At 72.9% G+C, this 16531-nt stretch carries 18 protein-coding genes; 6 read left to right on the top strand and 12 right to left on the bottom strand.

All coding sequences use genetic code 11. The features are described 5' to 3' along the window. Positions 1-32: 32 nt before the first annotated feature. The 4 genes from ABTY62_RS30430 to ABTY62_RS30415 all read right to left on the bottom strand — a co-directional run bounded on the left by ABTY62_RS30430 (position 33) and on the right by ABTY62_RS30415 (position 4247). The gene (locus tag ABTY62_RS30430) at positions 33-983 is read right to left on the bottom strand and encodes a cytochrome c oxidase assembly protein (RefSeq protein ID WP_352132628.1); all 951 of its coding nucleotides are present in this window, start codon (positions 981-983) and stop codon (positions 33-35) included. Positions 984-1061: 78 nt separating this feature from the next. After that, a complete protein-coding gene (locus ABTY62_RS30425) occupies positions 1062-2087 on the bottom strand; it encodes a 6-phosphofructokinase (RefSeq protein ID WP_352132627.1) in 1026 nt (341 codons plus the stop codon). 152 nt (positions 2088-2239) lie between these two features. Continuing rightward, complete coding sequence (locus ABTY62_RS30420; protein ID WP_311730604.1) at positions 2240-2971, bottom strand: type 1 glutamine amidotransferase; 732 nt, start codon at positions 2969-2971, stop codon at positions 2240-2242. Positions 2972-3008: 37 nt separating this feature from the next. After that, positions 3009-4247 carry a Mur ligase family protein gene (locus ABTY62_RS30415; protein WP_352132626.1) on the bottom strand — a complete coding sequence of 413 codons (1239 nt, stop codon included), beginning with the start codon at positions 4245-4247 and terminating at the stop codon, positions 3009-3011. Between the two features lie 454 nt (positions 4248-4701). On the opposite strand from ABTY62_RS30415, the gene def reads away from it, so the two are divergent. After that, positions 4702-5250 (top strand): peptide deformylase, encoded by a 549-nt coding sequence (def, locus tag ABTY62_RS30410; RefSeq protein ID WP_311730606.1) that lies wholly within the window; start codon positions 4702-4704, stop codon positions 5248-5250. Between the two features lie 20 nt (positions 5251-5270). On the opposite strand, the gene ABTY62_RS30405 is transcribed toward def, so the two are convergent. Next, entirely contained in the window at positions 5271-5921 is a 651-nt protein-coding gene (locus tag ABTY62_RS30405; RefSeq protein WP_311730607.1) for a TetR/AcrR family transcriptional regulator, read from the bottom strand. 153 nt (positions 5922-6074) lie between these two features. Between ABTY62_RS30405 and ABTY62_RS30400 the strand changes: the two genes are divergently transcribed. Next, positions 6075-7301, top strand: a complete 1227-nt coding sequence (locus ABTY62_RS30400; RefSeq protein WP_352132625.1) for an acyl-CoA dehydrogenase family protein — start codon at positions 6075-6077, stop codon at positions 7299-7301. Positions 7302-7319: 18 nt separating this feature from the next. On the opposite strand, the gene ABTY62_RS30395 is transcribed toward ABTY62_RS30400, so the two are convergent. The 4 genes from ABTY62_RS30395 to ABTY62_RS30380 form a co-directional block, all read right to left on the bottom strand. Next, on the bottom strand, positions 7320-8135 hold the full coding sequence (locus ABTY62_RS30395) for an SAM-dependent methyltransferase (protein ID WP_352132624.1): 816 nt from the start codon (positions 8133-8135) through the stop codon (positions 7320-7322). After that, complete coding sequence (locus ABTY62_RS30390; RefSeq protein WP_352132623.1) at positions 8132-8695, bottom strand: hypothetical protein; 564 nt, start codon at positions 8693-8695, stop codon at positions 8132-8134. Before ABTY62_RS30390 ends, ABTY62_RS30395 begins: the two co-directional genes overlap by 4 nt. Before the next feature lie 167 nt (positions 8696-8862). Next, the gene (locus ABTY62_RS30385) at positions 8863-9102 is read right to left on the bottom strand and encodes a DUF397 domain-containing protein (protein ID WP_311730611.1); all 240 of its coding nucleotides are present in this window, start codon (positions 9100-9102) and stop codon (positions 8863-8865) included. A 1-nt stretch (position 9103) separates the two neighbouring features. Beyond that, positions 9104-9925 (bottom strand): Sco1979 family transcriptional regulator, encoded by an 822-nt coding sequence (locus tag ABTY62_RS30380; RefSeq protein WP_352132760.1) that lies wholly within the window; start codon positions 9923-9925, stop codon positions 9104-9106. A gap of 289 nt (positions 9926-10214) precedes the next feature. Between ABTY62_RS30380 and ABTY62_RS30375 the strand changes: the two genes are divergently transcribed. Next, on the top strand, positions 10215-11654 hold the full coding sequence (locus ABTY62_RS30375; RefSeq protein ID WP_502997549.1) for an NsdA family TPR-like regulatory protein: 1440 nt from the start codon (positions 10215-10217) through the stop codon (positions 11652-11654). Between the two features lie 379 nt (positions 11655-12033). Here the strand turns inward: ABTY62_RS30375 and ABTY62_RS30370 are convergent, their stop codons facing one another. Further along, the gene (locus tag ABTY62_RS30370) at positions 12034-12858 is read right to left on the bottom strand and encodes an SDR family NAD(P)-dependent oxidoreductase (protein ID WP_352132621.1); all 825 of its coding nucleotides are present in this window, start codon (positions 12856-12858) and stop codon (positions 12034-12036) included. Between the two features lie 395 nt (positions 12859-13253). Between ABTY62_RS30370 and ABTY62_RS30365 the strand changes: the two genes are divergently transcribed. Next, the gene (locus ABTY62_RS30365; protein ID WP_311730614.1) at positions 13254-13679 is read left to right on the top strand and encodes an ATP-binding protein; all 426 of its coding nucleotides are present in this window, start codon (positions 13254-13256) and stop codon (positions 13677-13679) included. 98 nt (positions 13680-13777) lie between these two features. Then, positions 13778-14281 carry a hypothetical protein gene (locus tag ABTY62_RS30360; protein WP_352132620.1) on the top strand — a complete coding sequence of 168 codons (504 nt, stop codon included), beginning with the start codon at positions 13778-13780 and terminating at the stop codon, positions 14279-14281. Between the two features lie 51 nt (positions 14282-14332). Here the strand turns inward: ABTY62_RS30360 and ABTY62_RS30355 are convergent, their stop codons facing one another. Both ABTY62_RS30355 and ABTY62_RS30350 read right to left on the bottom strand, forming a co-directional pair. Then, positions 14333-15208 carry an NAD(P)H-binding protein gene (locus ABTY62_RS30355; RefSeq protein WP_352132619.1) on the bottom strand — a complete coding sequence of 292 codons (876 nt, stop codon included), beginning with the start codon at positions 15206-15208 and terminating at the stop codon, positions 14333-14335. After that, entirely contained in the window at positions 15201-15716 is a 516-nt protein-coding gene (locus tag ABTY62_RS30350; protein ID WP_352132618.1) for a nuclear transport factor 2 family protein, read from the bottom strand. Before ABTY62_RS30350 ends, ABTY62_RS30355 begins: the two co-directional genes overlap by 8 nt. 144 nt (positions 15717-15860) lie before the next feature. On the opposite strand from ABTY62_RS30350, the gene ABTY62_RS30345 reads away from it, so the two are divergent. Then, on the top strand, positions 15861-16478 hold the full coding sequence (locus tag ABTY62_RS30345) for a TetR/AcrR family transcriptional regulator (protein ID WP_352132617.1): 618 nt from the start codon (positions 15861-15863) through the stop codon (positions 16476-16478). Positions 16479-16531 lie beyond the last annotated feature (53 nt).

Below are 16531 nucleotides of genomic sequence, written 5' to 3'. Positions count from 1 at the left end.
GGGCGGCGGGGTGCTCGGTTTGGCCGAAACGGCTAACGGCCGCGGCCCTGAAGCGAGGCCAGATAGGCGTTGTACGCGGCGAGCTCCTGGTCGCCGTCCCGGTCCGCCGTACGGTCCGCGCGCCGCGCCTGGCGCTGGTCCGACTTGTACCACTGGGCGAGCAGCGCGACCAGGACGATCACCGAGGGGATCTCGCTGAAGGCCCAGGCGATCCCGCCTGCCGCCGTCTGGTCGGACAGCGCGTCGATGCCCAGCGAGGCGGGTGGGTGCTCGTAGGTGCCGACCATGGGCTCGCTCGCCATCATCAGGGCGATCCCGAAGAACGCGTGGAACGGCATGCCCGCGAAGAGCTCCAGCATCCGCATCACATAGCCGGGCCGGTGCGGGCCCGGGTCCACCCCCATGATCGGCCAGAAGAAGAACAGGCCGACCAGCAGGAAGTGGGTCATCATCGCGATGTGCCCGAGCTTGCTGTCCATGAGGAAGTCGAAGAGCGGGGTGAAGTAGAGCCCGTACAGGCTCGCGATGAACATCGGGATCGTGAACGCCGGGTGGCTGACGATCCGCACATAGCGGCTGTGCAACAGCGCCACCAGCAGCTCCCGGGGCCCCTTGCGGCCGCGCCCGGCCGTCGGCAGGGCGCGCAGGGTCAGCGTCACCGGGGCGCCGAGCAGCAGCAGGATCGGCGAGACCATGCTGACGACCATGTGCTGGACCATGTGCACGCTGAACATGACCATGCCGTAGTCATTGAGCTTGGTGCACATCACCAGCGCGATGGTGAGGACCCCGAGCGCGAACGACGCCGTCCGGCTCACCGGCCAGCGGTCGCCGCGCCGCGCCAGCCGCGCCACGCCCCAGCCGTACAGGGCGAGCGCCACCACGCAGCCGATCAGGAAGAACGCGTCCCCGCCGAACTCCAGCCCGCGCGCCAGCGTGAACGGCGGCAGATCCATGGGCATACCGTGCCCGCCGTGATCCATGTGTTGTTCTCCTGGTAGTACCGCGACATTGCGGCGCGCCCCCGCCAAGCGCCTCGCACCAGGGTAGAACCGCTCAGTTCACAGGACGCACTCGGCCTCGGCATACCGCTCGGCGGGCACCGTCTTGAGGTGCTCCACGGCCTGGGCGAGGGGCACCAGCGTGATGTCCGTGCCGCGCAGCGCCGTCATGCTCCCGAAGTCGCCGCGGTGTACGGCCTCCACCGCGTGCCAGCCGAACCGGGTGGCCAGCACCCGGTCGTACGCCGTCGGCGTGCCGCCCCGCTGCACATGGCCGAGGATCACCGCCCGCGCCTCCTTCTCCAGGCGCCGCTCCAGCTCGACGGAGAGCTGCCGGGCCACCCCGGCGAACCGCTCATGGCCGTAGACGTCCGTGCCGCCCGCCTCGAAGGCCATGGTGCCCTCGCGCGGCTTCGCGCCCTCCGCCACGACCACGATCGCGAACTTCTTGCCCGCCTCGAAGCGCGCCCCGACCACCTTGGTCAGCTCGTCGATGTCGAACGGGCGCTCCGGCACCACGATCGCGTGGGCGCCCGCGGCCATCCCGGAGTGCAGCGCGATCCAGCCGGTGTGCCGCCCCATGACCTCGACGATCAGCACCCGCTGGTGCGACTCGGCGGTGGTCTTCAGCCGGTCCAGGGCCTCGGTGGCCACGCCGACCGCCGTGTCGAAGCCGAAGGTCACATCGGTGGACGCGATGTCGTTGTCGATCGTCTTGGGGACGCCGACGATCGGCAGCCCCGCGTCCGACAGCAGCCGGGCCGCCTTGAGCGTGCCCTCCCCGCCGATCGGGATGATCGCGTCCAGGCCCAGATCGGCGACGTGCCCCTTGGCGCGCTCCACGCCGTCGCGCAGCCGCGTGGGCTGGACCCGGGTGGAGCCCAGGATGGTGCCGCCGAGCGCCAGGATGCCGCCCACGGCGTCGAGGTCGAGCTTGCGGTAGTCGCCTTCCAGCAGGCCCTTCCAGCCGTCGTGGAAGCCGATCACCTCATCGCCGTGATCGACGACGGCGCGGTGTACGACGGACCTGATCACAGCGTTCAGGCCGGGGCAGTCGCCGCCGGACGTGAGCACACCAATGCGCATGGCCCTGATACCTCTGCAGTGTGGGCTGACGGCCGGACCGCGTCGTCCGGCGGGACCCCGCCACCCTACAAGCGCGGGGGCGGCGGGGCCGTGGTGTGTCCGCCATGCGGGCGGACGGTGCGGACCGGGCGGGCCGAAGGGGCCCGGGCCGGTTACGCGGAGGCCTGGGTGGCCGCCGTGATCCGCTCGTTGCGCAGCGCGTCGTACCACTGGTCGTTCACCGGCGGCAGCGCGTTCACATCCAGCGCCAGCTTGAGCAGCAGGTCCGCGATGTGCGGGTTGCGGGCCATGACCGGGCCGTGCATGTAGGTGCCGAAGACGGTGTCGTTGTACGCGCCCTCGGTGCCGTCGCCCGTGCCGTTGCCGTTCCCGAACCGCACGCGCGCGAAGGGGCGCGCGGTCGGGCCCAGGTGGGTCACGCCCTGGTGGTTCTCGAAGCCGGTCAGCGGCGGCAGCCCCAGCCGGTCGTCGATGTCGGCCAGGACGTCGCCGACGCAGCGCTCGCCCTCGCCCCGGGTGCTCACCACATCGAGCAGCCCCAGGCCCGGCTCGCGCTGTCCGAGGTCGTTGATGAACTCGTGCCCCAGGATCTGGTAGCCCGCGCACACCGAGAACACGATCGCCCCGTTGGAGACCGCGCGGTTCAGCCCGCCGTCCCGGCGCAGCCGCTCGGACGCCAGCCGCTGCGGCCGGTCCTCGCCGCCACCGATCAGATAGATGTCACCGGAGGTGGGGATCTGCTGGTCGGAGCGGACGTCGAGGCGGGAGACATCCAGTCCGCGCTGGCGCGCCCGGCGCTCCACGACGAGCGCGTTCCCCTGGTCGCCGTACGTGCTCAGCAGGTCCGGGTAGACCCACACGAGCCGCAGGCTGTTCTGGTTCATCCGTCGCATTTTGATTGCCCTTTTTGCTCGTACGGCCTCAGTTGCCCACGCGGCGGCGCAGGTCCTGGAACGCGGTGTAGTTGGCGATCGCCTCGATCCGGCCGGGCGGGGCGATCTGCAAGGCCTCGTCCACGCTCTCGCAGACCCGGAAGTCCAGGCCCGCGACCTCCAGCCGGACCGCGAGGTCCAGCTTGCGGTCGCCGATCACGCAGATCGGGTGCCCGGCGAGCCGGGTGTAGTCCACGTCCCACAGCCAGGAGGTGTCCGTGCCGTCCGCGCCGCGGGCGTTCACCGACAGCAGCACCGGGGTGGGCGGCGGGTCGATGAGGGAGAAGGTCTCCAGCCAGCCCGCCGGGTTCTTGGCCAGCAGCAGCCGCAGCTGGCGCTCCTGGAAGGTGACCACGTCGTACCGCCCGGCGACCGCCTGGACCTGGTACATCCGCTCCAGCGCCACCTGCGGCGGCACCCCGAAGGTCGCCGCGACGGCCGCCGAGGTGGCGGCGTTCGCCTTGTTGGCGCGGCCGGGGAGCTGGAGGTGGATCGGCCAGGCCGAGCCGTGCGGGTCCATCACGTAGTCGCCGTTGAGCGCCCAGGTGGGGACGGGGCGGCGGAAGCCGCAGTCGCCGCAGACCCAGTCGTCGCCGGGGCGCTGAAGCACACCGCCGCACGAGGGGCAGGACCAGGCGTCGTCCTTCCACTCCTGGCCGGCCGCGACCCAGACCACATTGGGCGAGGACGAGGCGGCCCAGACGATCAGCGGGTCGTCCGCGTTCGCGATCACCACGGCCTTGGAGCCGGACAGGCCCTCACGCCACTTCTCCGCGAGCATGCGCGTCTCGGCGGCCCGGTCGAGCTGGTCGCGCGAGAGGTTGAGCAGCGCGATCGCCTTGGGCTCCGTGTCGCGCGCCACCCCGGCCAGGTACTTCTCGTCGACCTCGATCACGCCGTACCGGGCGTCGGAGCCGCCGGCGAGTGCCGAGGTGATACCGGCGGGCATGTTCGCCCCGAGCGCGTTGGAGACAACGGGCCCCGCCGCCCGCAGCGCCTCGGCGATGAGCCGGGTGGTCGTGGTCTTGCCATTGGTCGCCGACACCAGGATCACGTCCAGGTGTCGCGCCAGCCTGCCCAGCAGCTCGGGGTCGAGCCGCAGAGCCACCTTGCCGCCGATCACTGATCCGCTGCCGCGGCCCGCCGCCCGCGACACCGCTGCCGCGGCCTTGCCCGCCGTCACGGCCAGCTTGGCCCGCGGCGACAGCGGCTCCGAGTTGCCTGCCATCGTCTTCGTCCTCCTCGCATACCGGCGCCGCTCCTGCCCCCTGAGGCGCCGGTGGTACGCCCCCTCCGCGCCGAATCGCCAGCCGGGAGGCCACGGTCGGGGATCAGCCTATCGAGATCCGGGCGCTGTCCCGAATCTCACCCGCACAACCTAGACCCTGCCTCCCCGATCTCAGCGGGCCCACGACGCCTGGCACACGCGCTCGCTGCGTTGTCGGGCCCGCCCGAGTAGGCCCGCCCCCAGCCTTCGGCCGGGAGGTGCCCCCGGAGGGCGACCCTCCGCCTTGCGATCGCACGCGCCCCCAGCTACCGCTGGGCGGTGCCCCCTGACGCCGTGGGCCCCCGCGGCGTAGCCGCTGATGTCACCGTCGCAGAGACCGGGGAGGCAGGGTCTGGACGAGGCAAGTCCCCGGCGGCGCCGTGAGCGCCTCCCCGGGCACGTAGGCTTTGCTGCCATGCGAAACGGCGCGATCCCCGGCAGTCGCGGGCTGGTACGGCCGATGCGGCTGCTCGGCGATCCGGTGCTGGCCACGCCCTGCGAGGAGGTCACCGCGTTCGACGCGGCCCTCGGGCGGCTGGTCGAGGACATGTACGCGACGATGTACGCGGCGCAGGGCGTCGGTCTCGCCGCGAACCAGGTCGGCGTGGGCCTGCGGGTGTTCGTCTACGACTGCCCGGACGACGAGGACCGCCGTCACCTGGGGCATGTGGTCAATCCGCGGCTGGTCGAGGCGGATGGGGTGACGGTGCGGGGGACGGAGGGCTGTCTCTCGCTGCCCGGCATCGAGGCGGGCACCCCGCGCCACGACCACGCGGTCGTGGAGGGGGTGACCGTGACCGGGAAGCCGGTGCGGGTGGAGGGCACGGGTTTCTTCGCGCGCTGTCTCCAGCACGAGTGCGACCACCTCGACGGGCGCCTGTTCACCGACCGGCTCACCGGCCTGCGCCGCCGCCGCGCCCTGCGCGCCGCCCAGCGCGCGCCGTGGTCCGCGGACACGGCCTGAGGCCCGCTCCCCGGGGCCGCTCAGGTGCGCGGTGCGCCGATGCGGTCGTCCACCATGGTGAGCCGCCCCCACAGCAGATCGGTGAGGTGCCGCACCAACTCGGCGCGGGTGCAGGGCCGCTCGCGCAGCCACCAGTCGCCCGCCGCGTGCATCATGCCGACGATCCCGTGTCCCCAGACGCGGGCCACCCGCGTGCCGTCGGGGCCGAGATCGAGCTGCTCGGTGATCACCTTGGCCAGCTCCTCGCCGAGGCGGCGCAGCACCGGGGCCGAGTGGCGGCCGATGTCGAAGCCCTGCTCCGCCTGGGGGGCGTCCTCGGCGGGGTGCATCAGGAAGCGGTAGACCTGGGGCCGCGCCTCGATCGCCGCGAGGTACGTGTCCAGCGTGGCCTCGACGCGCTCCCGGCGGTCGTTGGGGGCGTCGAGCGCGGCGCGCAGCGAGGCGAGCAGCGCGTCGGTGTGGCGCTTGGCGAGGGCGCGGTAGAGCCCGCCCTTGTCGCCGAAGTGGCGGTACAGGATGGGCTTGGTGATGCCCGCCTCCGCGGCGATCGCGTTCATCGAGGCGTCCGGCCCGTCCCGCAGCACCACCCGGTCCGCCGCCTCCAGCAGCTCCTTGCGCCGCCGCTGGGCCGCCTGCTGCTGATCGTCACGCTGGCTGGTGCCGGTGTCCATGAAGTCGCCTCCCGCCCCCTGGTCGTTCTTTACGCCTGCGAAACGTAACACTCCAGGCTGGCGCGGGGGGATGGATCTGCCGTGGGAGTTGACATCGTCTACTCGCGAGTAACAGACTCTTGTTACCGACGGTAATAGTGAGGTGGAGGGGTAATGCCGGAATTCTCGTTCGAGCTCGACGACGACCAGAAGGCGGTGCGCGACTGGATTCACGGATTTGCGGTCGATGTGATGCGCCCGGCCGCGGCGGAATGGGACGAGCGGGAGGAGACCCCCTGGCCGATCATCCAGGAGGCCGCGAAGATCGGGCTGTACTCACTGGACTTCTACGCCCAGCAGTACTTCGACCCCACCGGCCTCGGCATCCCGATGACCATGGAGGAGCTGTTCTGGGGTGACGCGGGCATCGCGCTCGCCATCGTCGGCACCTCCCTGGCCGCCGTCGCCGTCCTCGCCAACGGCACCGAGGAGCAGATCGGCACCTGGATCCCGCCCATGTACGGCGACGCGAACGACGTGAAGGTCGCCGCGTTCTGCTCCTCAGAACCGGACGCCGGATCTGACGTCGCCGCGATGCGCACCCGGGCCGTCTACGACGAGGCCAAGGACGAGTGGGTCATCAACGGCACCAAGACCTGGGTCACCAACGGCGGCATCGCGGGCGTCCACGTCGTGATCGCCTCCGTCGAACCGGAGCTGGGCGCCCGCGGCCACGCGTCCTTCGTGGTGCCCCCGGGCACCCCCGGCCTCTCCCAGGGGCAGAAGTTCAAGAAGCACGGCATCCGCGCCTCGCACACCGCCGAGGTGGTCCTGGACGGCGTCCGCGTCCCCGGCCACTGTCTGCTCGGCGGCAAGGAGAAGCTCGACGAGCGCCTCGCCCGCGCCCGCGAGCGCGCCCGCGCCGGCACCGAGCGCGGCAAGAACGCCGCCATGGCGACCTTCGAGGCCTCCCGCCCGGCCGTCGGCGCCCAGGCGGTCGGCGTGGCCCGCGCGGCGTACGAGGTGGCGCTCGACTACGCGAAGAACCGGGTGCAGTTCGGCCGGCCCATCATCGACAACCAGGGCATCGCCTTCCAGCTCTCCGACATGCGCACCCGGATCGACGCGGCGCGCCTGCTGGTGTGGCGCGCCTCCTGGATGGCCACCGCGGGCAAGCCCTTCACCGCCGCCGAGGGGTCGATGTCCAAGCTCTTCGCCGGGGAGACGGCGAAGGCGGTGACGGCCCAGGCGGTGCAGATCCTCGGGGGCAACGGATTCACCCGTGAGTACCCGGTGGAGCGGATGCACCGCGATGCGGCGATCTTCACGATCTTCGAGGGTACGAGCGAGATCCAGCGCCTGGTCATCGCCCGCACCCTGTCCGGCATGCAGATCCGCTGACGGGGAGCGGCGGGGGCGTCAGAGTTTGCGGGCGACGCCCCCGTAGACGTCGGTCTTCTCGACGGGCGCGTCGGGGGGCTCGGGGCGCCACAGGGGGCAGGACACGATGCCGGGCTCGATCAGCTCAAGACCGTCGTAGAAGCGCGCGACCTGCTCGGGGCTGCGCAGCACGTACGGCACCGCGCCGGTGTCGTCGTAGCCCTGCTGGGCCTGCTTGAGCGCCTGGTCCGTGTCCGTGCTGTCGTAGTGCACGAAGTAGCTGCCCGGCGGAAGCGCTTCCTGGAGCCGCCGCACGATCGCCCGGGCCTCGTCGTAGTCCTGGATGTGGCCCAGGATGCCCATGAGCATCAGCGCGACGGGGCGGCTGAAGTCGAGCGTCTTGCTCGCGGCCTGAAGGATCTTCTCGGGGTCGTGCAGATCGGCGTCGATGTAGTCGGTGACGCCCTCGGGGGTGCTGGTGAGCAGGGCCTGGGCGTGCCGGAGCACCAGGGGGTCGTTGTCGACATAGACGATGCGGGCCTCGGGGGCGACCCGCTGGGCGACCTGGTGGGTGTTGTCGTACGTGGGCAGCCCGGTTCCGATGTCCAGGAACTGGCGGATCCCGGCCTCTCCGGCCACATGCGTCACCGTGCGGATCAGATACGCCCGGGACGCGCGGGCCATGACCTCGATGGTGGGCGCGACCTCGCGGTACTGGTCGCCGGCCACCCGGTCGACCTCGTAGTTGTCCTTGCCGCCCATCCAGTAGTTCCAGATCCGGGCCGAGTGCGGAACCGAGGTATCGATCTTTCCTAAGGCCGGCTGCTGGTGGGGGGTGGACGAGCCGTGAGTCATCTAGGGATTCTCCTGCCCTGCGTGAGGCCGTGCGCGGAGGTCCAACTTACCGCCGAGGCAAGGGACTTCGCCGCGCCGGGGCGCACGGTGACCACCGGGGCGTGCTGGGCGAGGGTGGCGAAGGCGCGCTCGTAGGCGGCCGCCACGGCCTCGGTCTCCGCCGCGGCCGCCGTCGCGTCCCGCCCGCCGGGCCGCCCCGCGAGCGCGGGCGGCGGGGCCGCGAGATGCAGAAACGCGCCGCCGCGCTCGGCCACCGCCTCGGCGAAGTCGAAGGCCTCGATCCAGGTCACCCGGGAGTGTCCCCGGCGCAGCGGCCCGTAGACCAGCTCGCCGACGAACCCGGAGTCCAGGGCGAGCCGCCCGCCGCGCCGCAGCAGCTCGCGGTACGGGCGCGCCGGGTCGAGCGCGGGCAGCTCGCGGGGCGGGCGCTCGACGGTGAACCCGTGGCGGTGGGCCAGCCAGGTCAGCAGCCCGGCGCGGGCGGCACCGCCACAGCCCTCCACGATCAGGACGCGGCGCCGCACCGCCTCGTGGAGGTCCGTCCGCGCCACCCCGGTCATGCCGACATCCCGGTCAACCCGCCGTTCCGTTCGTTGATCCCGCACGGGGCATTCAGTGTGCGCGGCCCGGTCGTCCGGGGGGAGTCCGGGGCCGGGTTGTGCGGTTGTGCGGGCGTAGTGGTTTCCGGGACGGCTTGCGGAGTGGTTTCCGTGGGTGTCGGGGCCGGTCAGGCGATCAGGAAGTCCGCCCGGCCGGCCTTCGCGGCTTCCAGGAACGAGGCCACCTCGGCCCGGGAGTAGATCAGGGCGGGGCCGGCCGGGTCCGTGGACTGGCGGAGCGCGACCCGGCCGTCCGGCAGCTTCTTCGCCTCGATGCAGGTGCCTCCGTTGGTTCCGCTCCAGGGCTTCTCCCAGCCCTCCGTGCCGAGGTCCAAGGCCGGCATTCCGCTGTAGACCGGGTCCGTCATGTCAGAGCTCCTTACGCAGTTCGGCCAGGATGGGAATGGTCTCGCCGACCGGCTCGGCCTGGACGGCCATCCGGTCCAGCACCTCGAGACAGGTGACGACCTCGCCCGGCTGGTCCACATAGACCGCGCCGGTCACGCTCTCGGTGTAGACGACATCGGGCAGTTCGGAGAACCCGAACCGGAAGTAGTGCAGGGGACCGAAGGCCCCGGGGTGCGGGCCCGCCGCGAACCGCATGATCTGAAGCCGGACCTTGGGCGCCGCCAGGGCCTCGACGAGATGGTCGATCTGCCGGCGCATCACCTCGGGCCCGCCCACGGGGCGGCGCAGCGCCGTCTCCTCCAGGATGGCCCAGATGGCCGGGGCGTCCGGCTTGGAGAGCAGGCTCTGGCGCTCGACGCGCAGGGCGATCCGGCGCTCGATCTCCTCGTCCGTGTGATTGGGAAACCCGGCGCGCAGCACCGCGCGGGCGTAGTCCTCGGTCTGGAGCAGACCGGGGACGTAGTGGGGTTCATAGGCGCGGATGACGGTGGCCGCGCTCTCCAGGCTCACATACGCGCTGAACCACTCCGGCACCACATCGCGGAACTGGTGCCACCAGCCGGGCTGGTTGGCCTCCCGGGTCAGATCCAGGAAGTCGTCTATCTCGGGGGAGGGGACGCCATAGGTCCGCAACAGCTCCTTGACGTACGGGATCTTCAGGCCGACCTCGGCCTTCTCCATCCGGCGCACCGTCAGCGGGGTGACCTCGACGGCCCGGGCCGCCTCCTCGAACGACACCTTGGCCCGCTCCCGCAGATCGCGCAGGCGCTTGCCCAGGACCATGCGTAAGACGGTGGGGGCGGCGCTCCCCGGCCGTGCCTCACTCACGTCCTGCCTCCCGGAATCACCGTCATGTGGGTGCAGTGTGCCACGACCTGATAGCACCGGACAGAGCGATGCGGATCGTTCTGAAATTATCAGGACGAAGGTTGCGAGCTGAGTCTGTCGGCGCGCATAGTGGGCACGTGACCCATCTCACGCACCACGGCTGGTGCCCTCAACCGGCCTTGTCCGATAAGGCGTTACGGGTACTCAGCAGCTCCGCACCGCGCGGCCCGGTCCCGATCCAGGAGTGGCCCCGGTGACCCGCGGCGCGGCGCCGGGCACCCGGCACCAGGGCTCGCCCCCCAATCAGGCGCTGGCCGCGGCCCTCAGAGAATCCGGCTGCTCATACGCCTCACTGGCGCTGCGCGTCAATGAGCTGGGCCGCCGTCAGGGACACTCCTCCAACTACGACAAGGCGTCCGTCACCCGCTGGCTCCAGGGCGGCCAGCCCCGCGGTACGACGCCCGAACTGATCGCGGCCGTGCTCTCCCACCGGCTCGGCCGGCCGGTGGCCCCCGCCGAGCTCGGCTTCATCCCCGACCGACAGCGCCCGGTCGTCGCAAGGGCGCTGGCCTACCGGGAGGACGTGGCGGAAACCTTGCACACGCTCGCCGAACTCGGCTCCACCGACATATCCCGCCGCAGCCTGCTGGGCGCGGTCCCCTTCGTCGCCGGCGCGCTGGTGACCCCGCAGCGCGAATGGCTGCTGTGGCTGGTCGAGAACCAGGGCGCTGGTCCAGCCGCCGGCGATCCGGCCGCAGGCGATCCGGCCGCGGCCGCCGACGCCGGCCGGATCGAGCAGGTCCGCGCCGCGATCAGCATGTTCGACGAGATGGACAACCGTTTCGGCGGCGGCCAGGTCCGCGCCAGCATCGTCCTGTATCTGTCGACCGAGGTCGTCCCCATGCTCCAGCGGCGCGGCGTGGCCACGGGCGAGCGGCGGGAGCTGTTCACCGCCGCCGCCAAGCTGGCCGCGATGGCCGGCTGGAGCAGCTACGACAACGCCGAATACGGCCTGGCGCAGCGCTATATGACCCAGGCGCTGCGGCTGTGCGCCGAAGGCGGCGACCGGGTCCTCGGCGGCCAGATCCTGGCCGGACTGTCCCATCTGGCCACCAACCTCGGCCAGCCCCAGGCGGGGGTCGAGCTGGCCCGGGTGGGCGTGGCCACGGCCAGGAGCGCGGGCAGCCCGCTGGGGCTGATGCGCCTGCACGCGATGGCGGCCCGCGGACACGCCGCCCTCGACGAGCCCCGCGAGGCCACCCGCGCGCTGCGCGCGGCGGACGCCGCGCTGGAGGCGAGCCGGGGCGCGGAGGAGGAGTCGGAGTGGGTCCGCTTCCTCGACCACCACTATCTGGCGGCCGAGGCCGCCCTGTGCTTCCGCGACCTGGGCAGCGCGGCGGAGGCCGAGCGCGCGGCGGACAAGTCGGTGCGGGCCAACGGCGAGCGGCGCCGCCGCCAGGCCATCAGCCGCTCGGTCCTGGCCACCGCGCATTTGCAGCAGAACCGGCTCGACGAGGCCATCGGCACCGCCGACGCGGCGCTGAGCGCGCTCAGCGGTGTGCACAGCGAGCGCTCGGTCCAGGCCCTGCGCGACTTCCGCGGCCGGCTGCGGCCGCACCGCGGCGAACCCATGGTCCGCGACTTCGAGTTCCGGTCCCGGACCCTGCTCGGCGCGGCGGCCTGAGGCGCGTCCCACGCGACTCCCGCCCACAGCTCCTTCCGGGCTCCACCGCCATGCGGCCCGGAAGGGGACCTCGCCCGGACCCTGCGCCGCCGGGGGTGCGCAGGGCCGGGCGCGGCCCACTGCTGGGCAGCGCCCGGGGGCGCCCGGCGGATCTTGACGCCTGCGGCGGCCACGCTGCGGAGCAGCAAATCGACGCAGCCCCCACCCCGCCCCTTCCCGGCCCCTGTCGATGTGCGGCTCCGCCGCGCGGGGGGCTCCGCCCCAGACCCCGGGGTCCGGGGGCAAAGCCACTGCCACGCGGCGGAGCCGCACATCGACACTGCGGGAAGGGGGGCGGGGGACGGGCCCGCCGCAGGCGTCAAGATCTGCCGGACAGGGCCTAATACCCCTCCGGGGTCGGCGCGTTCTGGGCGCGGTCGACGGGGAGATGCGCGCCGGAGACGCCGCTGGCGGCGTCCGACAGCAGGAACGCGACGACCCGGGCCACCTCCTGCGGCGCGACCAGCTCGCCCTGCGGAAACTCCGCCGCGAACCTGGCGAACGCCTCCGGCTCCGCGCCGCGCATCCGGTCCCAGCGCTTCCCGGGGATGAGCATCGACCCGGGGGAGACGGCGTTCACCCGGATGCCGTCGGGCCCGAGTTCGCGGGCGAGCGAGGCCGCCAGATGGATCTGGGCGGCCTTCGCCGCGCCGTACTGGGCCTGCGGTCCCGGCTTCCAGCCGGATATGGACGCGATGACCACGACCGATCCGCCCCCCGCCGCGCGCAGATGCGGCGCGGCGGCCCGCACCAGCCGGGCGGTGTGACCGACGTTCAACTCCCAGGTGGCGGCCCAGTCGTGGGCGTCCGCGTCGTCCAGGCCGCCCCCGCGCGCGCCGCCCGCGCACGCCACCACGCCGTCCAGACCGCCGAAACGCGCCGCCGAGGCATCGACGAACGCCTCCAGCCGCCCCGGCTCGACGACATCGAGCGCCCGGCTGAACAGAGCATTCCGCTCCCGCCCGCGCAACGACCGTGACAGGGCGGCCAGATCGTGCGCCGTCCGTGCGCAGGTTGCGACCGCCGCGCCATCCGCCAGCAACAGTCGTACGATCTGCTCACCCAAGCCCCGGGTGCCTCCGGTGACCACGATCCGCTTGCCATTCACCCCGGACCACCCCGCAGGCCAGGGCTGATGCCCGCGGTCCTCACTCGCGCTCGCCACGCCCGGACCGTACAGTCCCCGCGGTGTGCGACCCGAACCACTACGCCCGTACAACCGAACAACCCCCGTGCCCCCTCGCCGACCGGACCGTCCAACCGTTTGTCTACGTGAACGGTGACTGACGCACGTCCCGCGCTGTCTTCGAAGGAGGATTCCATGCCGCAACCCGGCACCCACCGTGACCGGGCCGCAGCCGCCCGCGGTAGTCGGCCCCGGTGGGTGGGCCGAGGGGCACGCACCCCCCGCCCCCGGCGAGGATGCCGCGGTGGGGGCCGTCGGCATGCGCTTACCCGCTTAGCAGGGCATCAACCGCCCGCGGCGCCCGGCGCGTTACGGGCGCGCCGGGCCCACGAGGCAGGGCGGGCGGGGCAGGCTCGACAGGCGGTGAGGGGCCGGTGATCTCCTTGGCGACCCGCCGCTTCTTCCGGGCCGAGTTCCCGGCCCGGACCGACCGGGCCTTCGCCGTCCGCCGGATGCTCACCGCCTTCCTGAAGTACTGGAAGCTCGACCAGGCCGTGGACAGCGCCGTGCTGGCCACCAACGAGCTGTTCGCGAACGCGGTGGAGCACGGCAGCAGCGGCCCCGACGACACCGTCACCGTCACGGTGGGTGTGGAGCCCGCCGGGGACGAGCTGCGCATCGAGGTGGCCGACGGCTCGCCGGTCCCGCCGGTCTTCCGCGCGGCGGCCGAGACCGAGGAGTGCGGGCGGGGGCTGGCCATCGTCGACGGCCTGGCCAGCGCCTGGGGCACCGATCCGCCGGACGGGGACGGCGCGGGCAAGAAGGTGTGGTTCACGCTGGCGCTCGACCGGGCGCGGTAGCCCCGGCGGCAGGACGGGCCGACGGGGAAGTGGCAGAGCGCGGGGCCTCCGGGCAGCGGTGCGGACAGCGGACGGGACAGTGGGGGAGCGGAGGCGCTATGCGTAGGCCAGGCACCGTGGAGACCGGCGCGGCCGACTGGCTGCTGTCGTCGACCGGCGAGGAGCCCGGCCGGGTGCGCCTCCAGTGGGCCAGCGGCGACGGCCTCGCCGACCTCCCGGTGGGCCCGCTCTTCGATCTGGTCCGGATGTCCGACGACGTCGGGTTCGCCGTGGTCCAGGAGCTGCGGGGGCGCGACGCGGCGATCGGCCCGGTGATGCTGGCCACCGCCAGCCATGTGCTGTCGTTCCTCGTGCCGCCCGGCTCGGCCGGGGAGTGGAAGGCGTGGCTGGAGGGGACCGGGTACGGCCGCCGCCGCGCCGTGGCCGCCGCCGGGCCGGGCCGGGTGCTGCGCTGCCCCCGGCCCGGCTGCGTACGGCAGGGCCACATCTGGCTGGTCGTGCCGGGCGGCCCGCTCACCGACAGCCGGGTGTTATGGGCCGCGCTGCGGGACAGCGCCCCGCCCCGGCCCCGGGACCGCGCCTCGTACGCGCTCTTCCGGTAGGCCGTGTCCGGCGGCCGCGCGGGGCTCCGCCGCGTGGGCCCGCCGCAGGCGTCAAGATCCGCCGGACAGGCCTGGCTGGGCCCAGTCCGCGCGGTGTTCGGCGGCGAAGTCGCGGAACGAGCGGGGGGCGCGTCCGGTGACCCGGAGCACCGTGTCGGTCGTGCGGTCCTCCGCGCCGTGCCGGATGTCCTCGTCGAGCCCGGCCAGCATGGCGGCGAACTCCTTCGGGTATCCGGCGTCGGTCAGCCGCCCGGCCAGGGCCGCGGTGTCCACCGCGACATGGTGGACGGCCCGGCCGGACACCTCGGCGATGATGCGCGCGGCGTCGCCGTAGCCGATCGCCTCGGGCCCGGTGATGATGTGCGCGGTGTCGTGCGGCCGTTCGTCCAGGAGGGCCCGCGCCGCGACGGCGGCGATGTCGCCCGCGTCGACGAAGCCGACCCTGGCGTCCCCGGTGGCGGTGACGATCTCGCCGGTCGCGCGGATCCCCTGGGCCACGGGGTGGTCGAGGGTGAAGTTCTGCATGAACCACGAGGGCCGCAGCACCGTCCACTCGGGGGCGGTCTCCTGGACGAGCCGGTGCAGGGCCCCCAGCCCCGGCGTCTCGGCGGTGACCGCGGAGGAGCTGACCAGCACCACGCGCCGTACGCCCTGGCGGACCGCGTCGGCCAGGAAGGGCTCGACCAGCGACACCGGCTCGGCCTCCGCCACCGGGGCGATGAGGTAGAGATGGGTCGCCCCGCGCAGCGCCGCGGCGTGGGTGGCCGGGTCGCGCCAGTCGAACCGGACGGTCTCGTACGGCCCCGCCGCGGGGCCCGGGCGGCGGGCGGCCGCCCTGATCCGGGCGCCCCGCTCGGCGAGGAGCGGCAGCAGCCGGGAGCCGGTGTTCCCGGTCGCGCCGGTGACCAGGACGGTGGGTTCAGCCATCGGCCCGGCCCTCCGCGTACGCGGTGGTCAGCTCGTCGAGGATGCCCAGCGTGTGGCCGGCGGCGAGCGGGTTCCAGTAGTCGCGGTAGGCGGTGATCTCGCCGCCGTCGACCGTGATGAAGGCGACGTACGCCATGCGGTACGGGCGCCCGGTGCGGACGGCGACGCCCTCCACCGCGAACTCGACGATCAGGGTGTCCGGGTCTTCGGTCCGGTGTCTGACGTCATGGGTCACCGCGCGTACGTCCAGATGGTCGGTGTAGTCGCGCACATACTCCCGCACCGCCTCGCGCCCCTCCAGCCGGCTCGGCCGGCCGGGCGGCGCGAACGGGAACTCCATGGTTCCGTCGACCGCCCACAGGTCGGCGAACCCGAGCATGTCGTGGGCGAGCAGCAGTTCCTTGGCCCGGTCGAACACCTCGACGGCCGTACGGGGAGTACGGGGAGTACGGGGACGGGCCGCCGGATCGGTCCGGCCGGTGGGGGCGGTCTGGTGGGTTGTCTTCATGAACGAGCATCCCTCGAAGGCGATGGAGCAGCGATGGAACAGCGACGAAACGGACGGAACGATCGGACGGAACGGTACCGTCCCGTCGTCTCCTCGAGCCTAAACGGGACGGGACCGTTCCGTCCATCTGTTACCCTCGCCCCTATGCCTCAGCCGACCCGACGCGCCCCCAGCGGCGCCGCCGCCCTGCGCGCCGACAAGACCGTGGCCATCGCCGAGGCCGTGCTCGACGAGCTCGCCGAGCAGGGCTACGGGCGGCTCTCGATGGAGGCCGTGGCCAAGCGGGCGGGGGTCGGCAAGAGCGCCCTGTACCGCCGCTGGCCCTCCAAGCAGCACATGATCATCGCGGTCGTCTCCGAGCTGAGCGTCGAGCGCCTGGAGGCCCCCGACACCGGCTCGCTGCGCGGCGATGTGCTGGCCCTGCTGCGCTCGGTGGCCGACTGGCTCACCCATCCGCGGTTCTCGCGGATCTTCCCGGACCTGATCGCCGAGGCACACCGCGACCCCGCGCTGGCCGAGGCGCTGGCCAGGAGCGTCGGCGAGCCGCGCCGCGCACGCGCCGTCGTGGTCCTGGACCGGGCGGTGGGGCGCGGCGAGCTGCCCCCGGACACGGACCGCGAGACGGCGCTCGACCTGCTCGCCGCGCTGGTCTACTGGCATGTGTCCGTCCGTGGCGTGCGGCTCGAAGCCGACTATCTGGAGCGCACCACCGAGACCGTGCTGCGCGCGCTGTCCGCCCGGCCGCGGCCCGTCACCCCCTGAACACCCGCGGCCCCGCGACGGGGCCGCCACCGCCGCACCGGCCGCGTGACCTG

This window comes from Streptomyces sp. NPDC097640, assembly GCF_040302705.1.
Taxonomy (GTDB): Bacteria; Actinomycetota; Actinomycetes; order Streptomycetales; family Streptomycetaceae; genus Streptomyces.
This window is presented reverse-complemented; position numbering and strand designations above follow the sequence as displayed.

What these genes read in the sequence shown, in the direction of transcription:
- ABTY62_RS30380 (WP_352132760.1), bottom strand. Translation starts at nt 9,925, where the DNA reads ATGGTCCTGGGCAAGCGCCTGCGCGATCTGCGGGAGCGGGCCAAGGTG.
- ABTY62_RS30355 (WP_352132619.1), bottom strand. Translation starts at nt 15,208, where the DNA reads ATGGCTGAACCCACCGTCCTGGTCACCGGCGCGACCGGGAACACCGGC.
- ABTY62_RS30430 (WP_352132628.1), bottom strand. Translation starts at nt 983, where the DNA reads ATGGATCACGGCGGGCACGGTATGCCCATGGATCTGCCGCCGTTCACG.
- ABTY62_RS30425 (WP_352132627.1), bottom strand. Translation starts at nt 2,087, where the DNA reads ATGCGCATTGGTGTGCTCACGTCCGGCGGCGACTGCCCCGGCCTGAAC.
- ABTY62_RS30420 (WP_311730604.1), bottom strand. Translation starts at nt 2,971, where the DNA reads ATGAACCAGAACAGCCTGCGGCTCGTGTGGGTCTACCCGGACCTGCTG.
- ABTY62_RS30360 (WP_352132620.1), top strand. Translation starts at nt 13,778, where the DNA reads ATGCGTAGGCCAGGCACCGTGGAGACCGGCGCGGCCGACTGGCTGCTG.
- ABTY62_RS30415 (WP_352132626.1), bottom strand. Translation starts at nt 4,247, where the DNA reads ATGGCAGGCAACTCGGAGCCGCTGTCGCCGCGGGCCAAGCTGGCCGTG.
- def (WP_311730606.1), top strand. Translation starts at nt 4,702, where the DNA reads ATGCGAAACGGCGCGATCCCCGGCAGTCGCGGGCTGGTACGGCCGATG.
- ABTY62_RS30395 (WP_352132624.1), bottom strand. Translation starts at nt 8,135, where the DNA reads ATGACTCACGGCTCGTCCACCCCCCACCAGCAGCCGGCCTTAGGAAAG.
- ABTY62_RS30400 (WP_352132625.1), top strand. Translation starts at nt 6,075, where the DNA reads ATGCCGGAATTCTCGTTCGAGCTCGACGACGACCAGAAGGCGGTGCGC.
- ABTY62_RS30390 (WP_352132623.1), bottom strand. Translation starts at nt 8,695, where the DNA reads ATGACCGGGGTGGCGCGGACGGACCTCCACGAGGCGGTGCGGCGCCGC.
- ABTY62_RS30350 (WP_352132618.1), bottom strand. Translation starts at nt 15,716, where the DNA reads ATGAAGACAACCCACCAGACCGCCCCCACCGGCCGGACCGATCCGGCG.
- ABTY62_RS30345 (WP_352132617.1), top strand. Translation starts at nt 15,861, where the DNA reads ATGCCTCAGCCGACCCGACGCGCCCCCAGCGGCGCCGCCGCCCTGCGC.
- ABTY62_RS30385 (WP_311730611.1), bottom strand. Translation starts at nt 9,102, where the DNA reads ATGACGGACCCGGTCTACAGCGGAATGCCGGCCTTGGACCTCGGCACG.
- ABTY62_RS30405 (WP_311730607.1), bottom strand. Translation starts at nt 5,921, where the DNA reads ATGGACACCGGCACCAGCCAGCGTGACGATCAGCAGCAGGCGGCCCAG.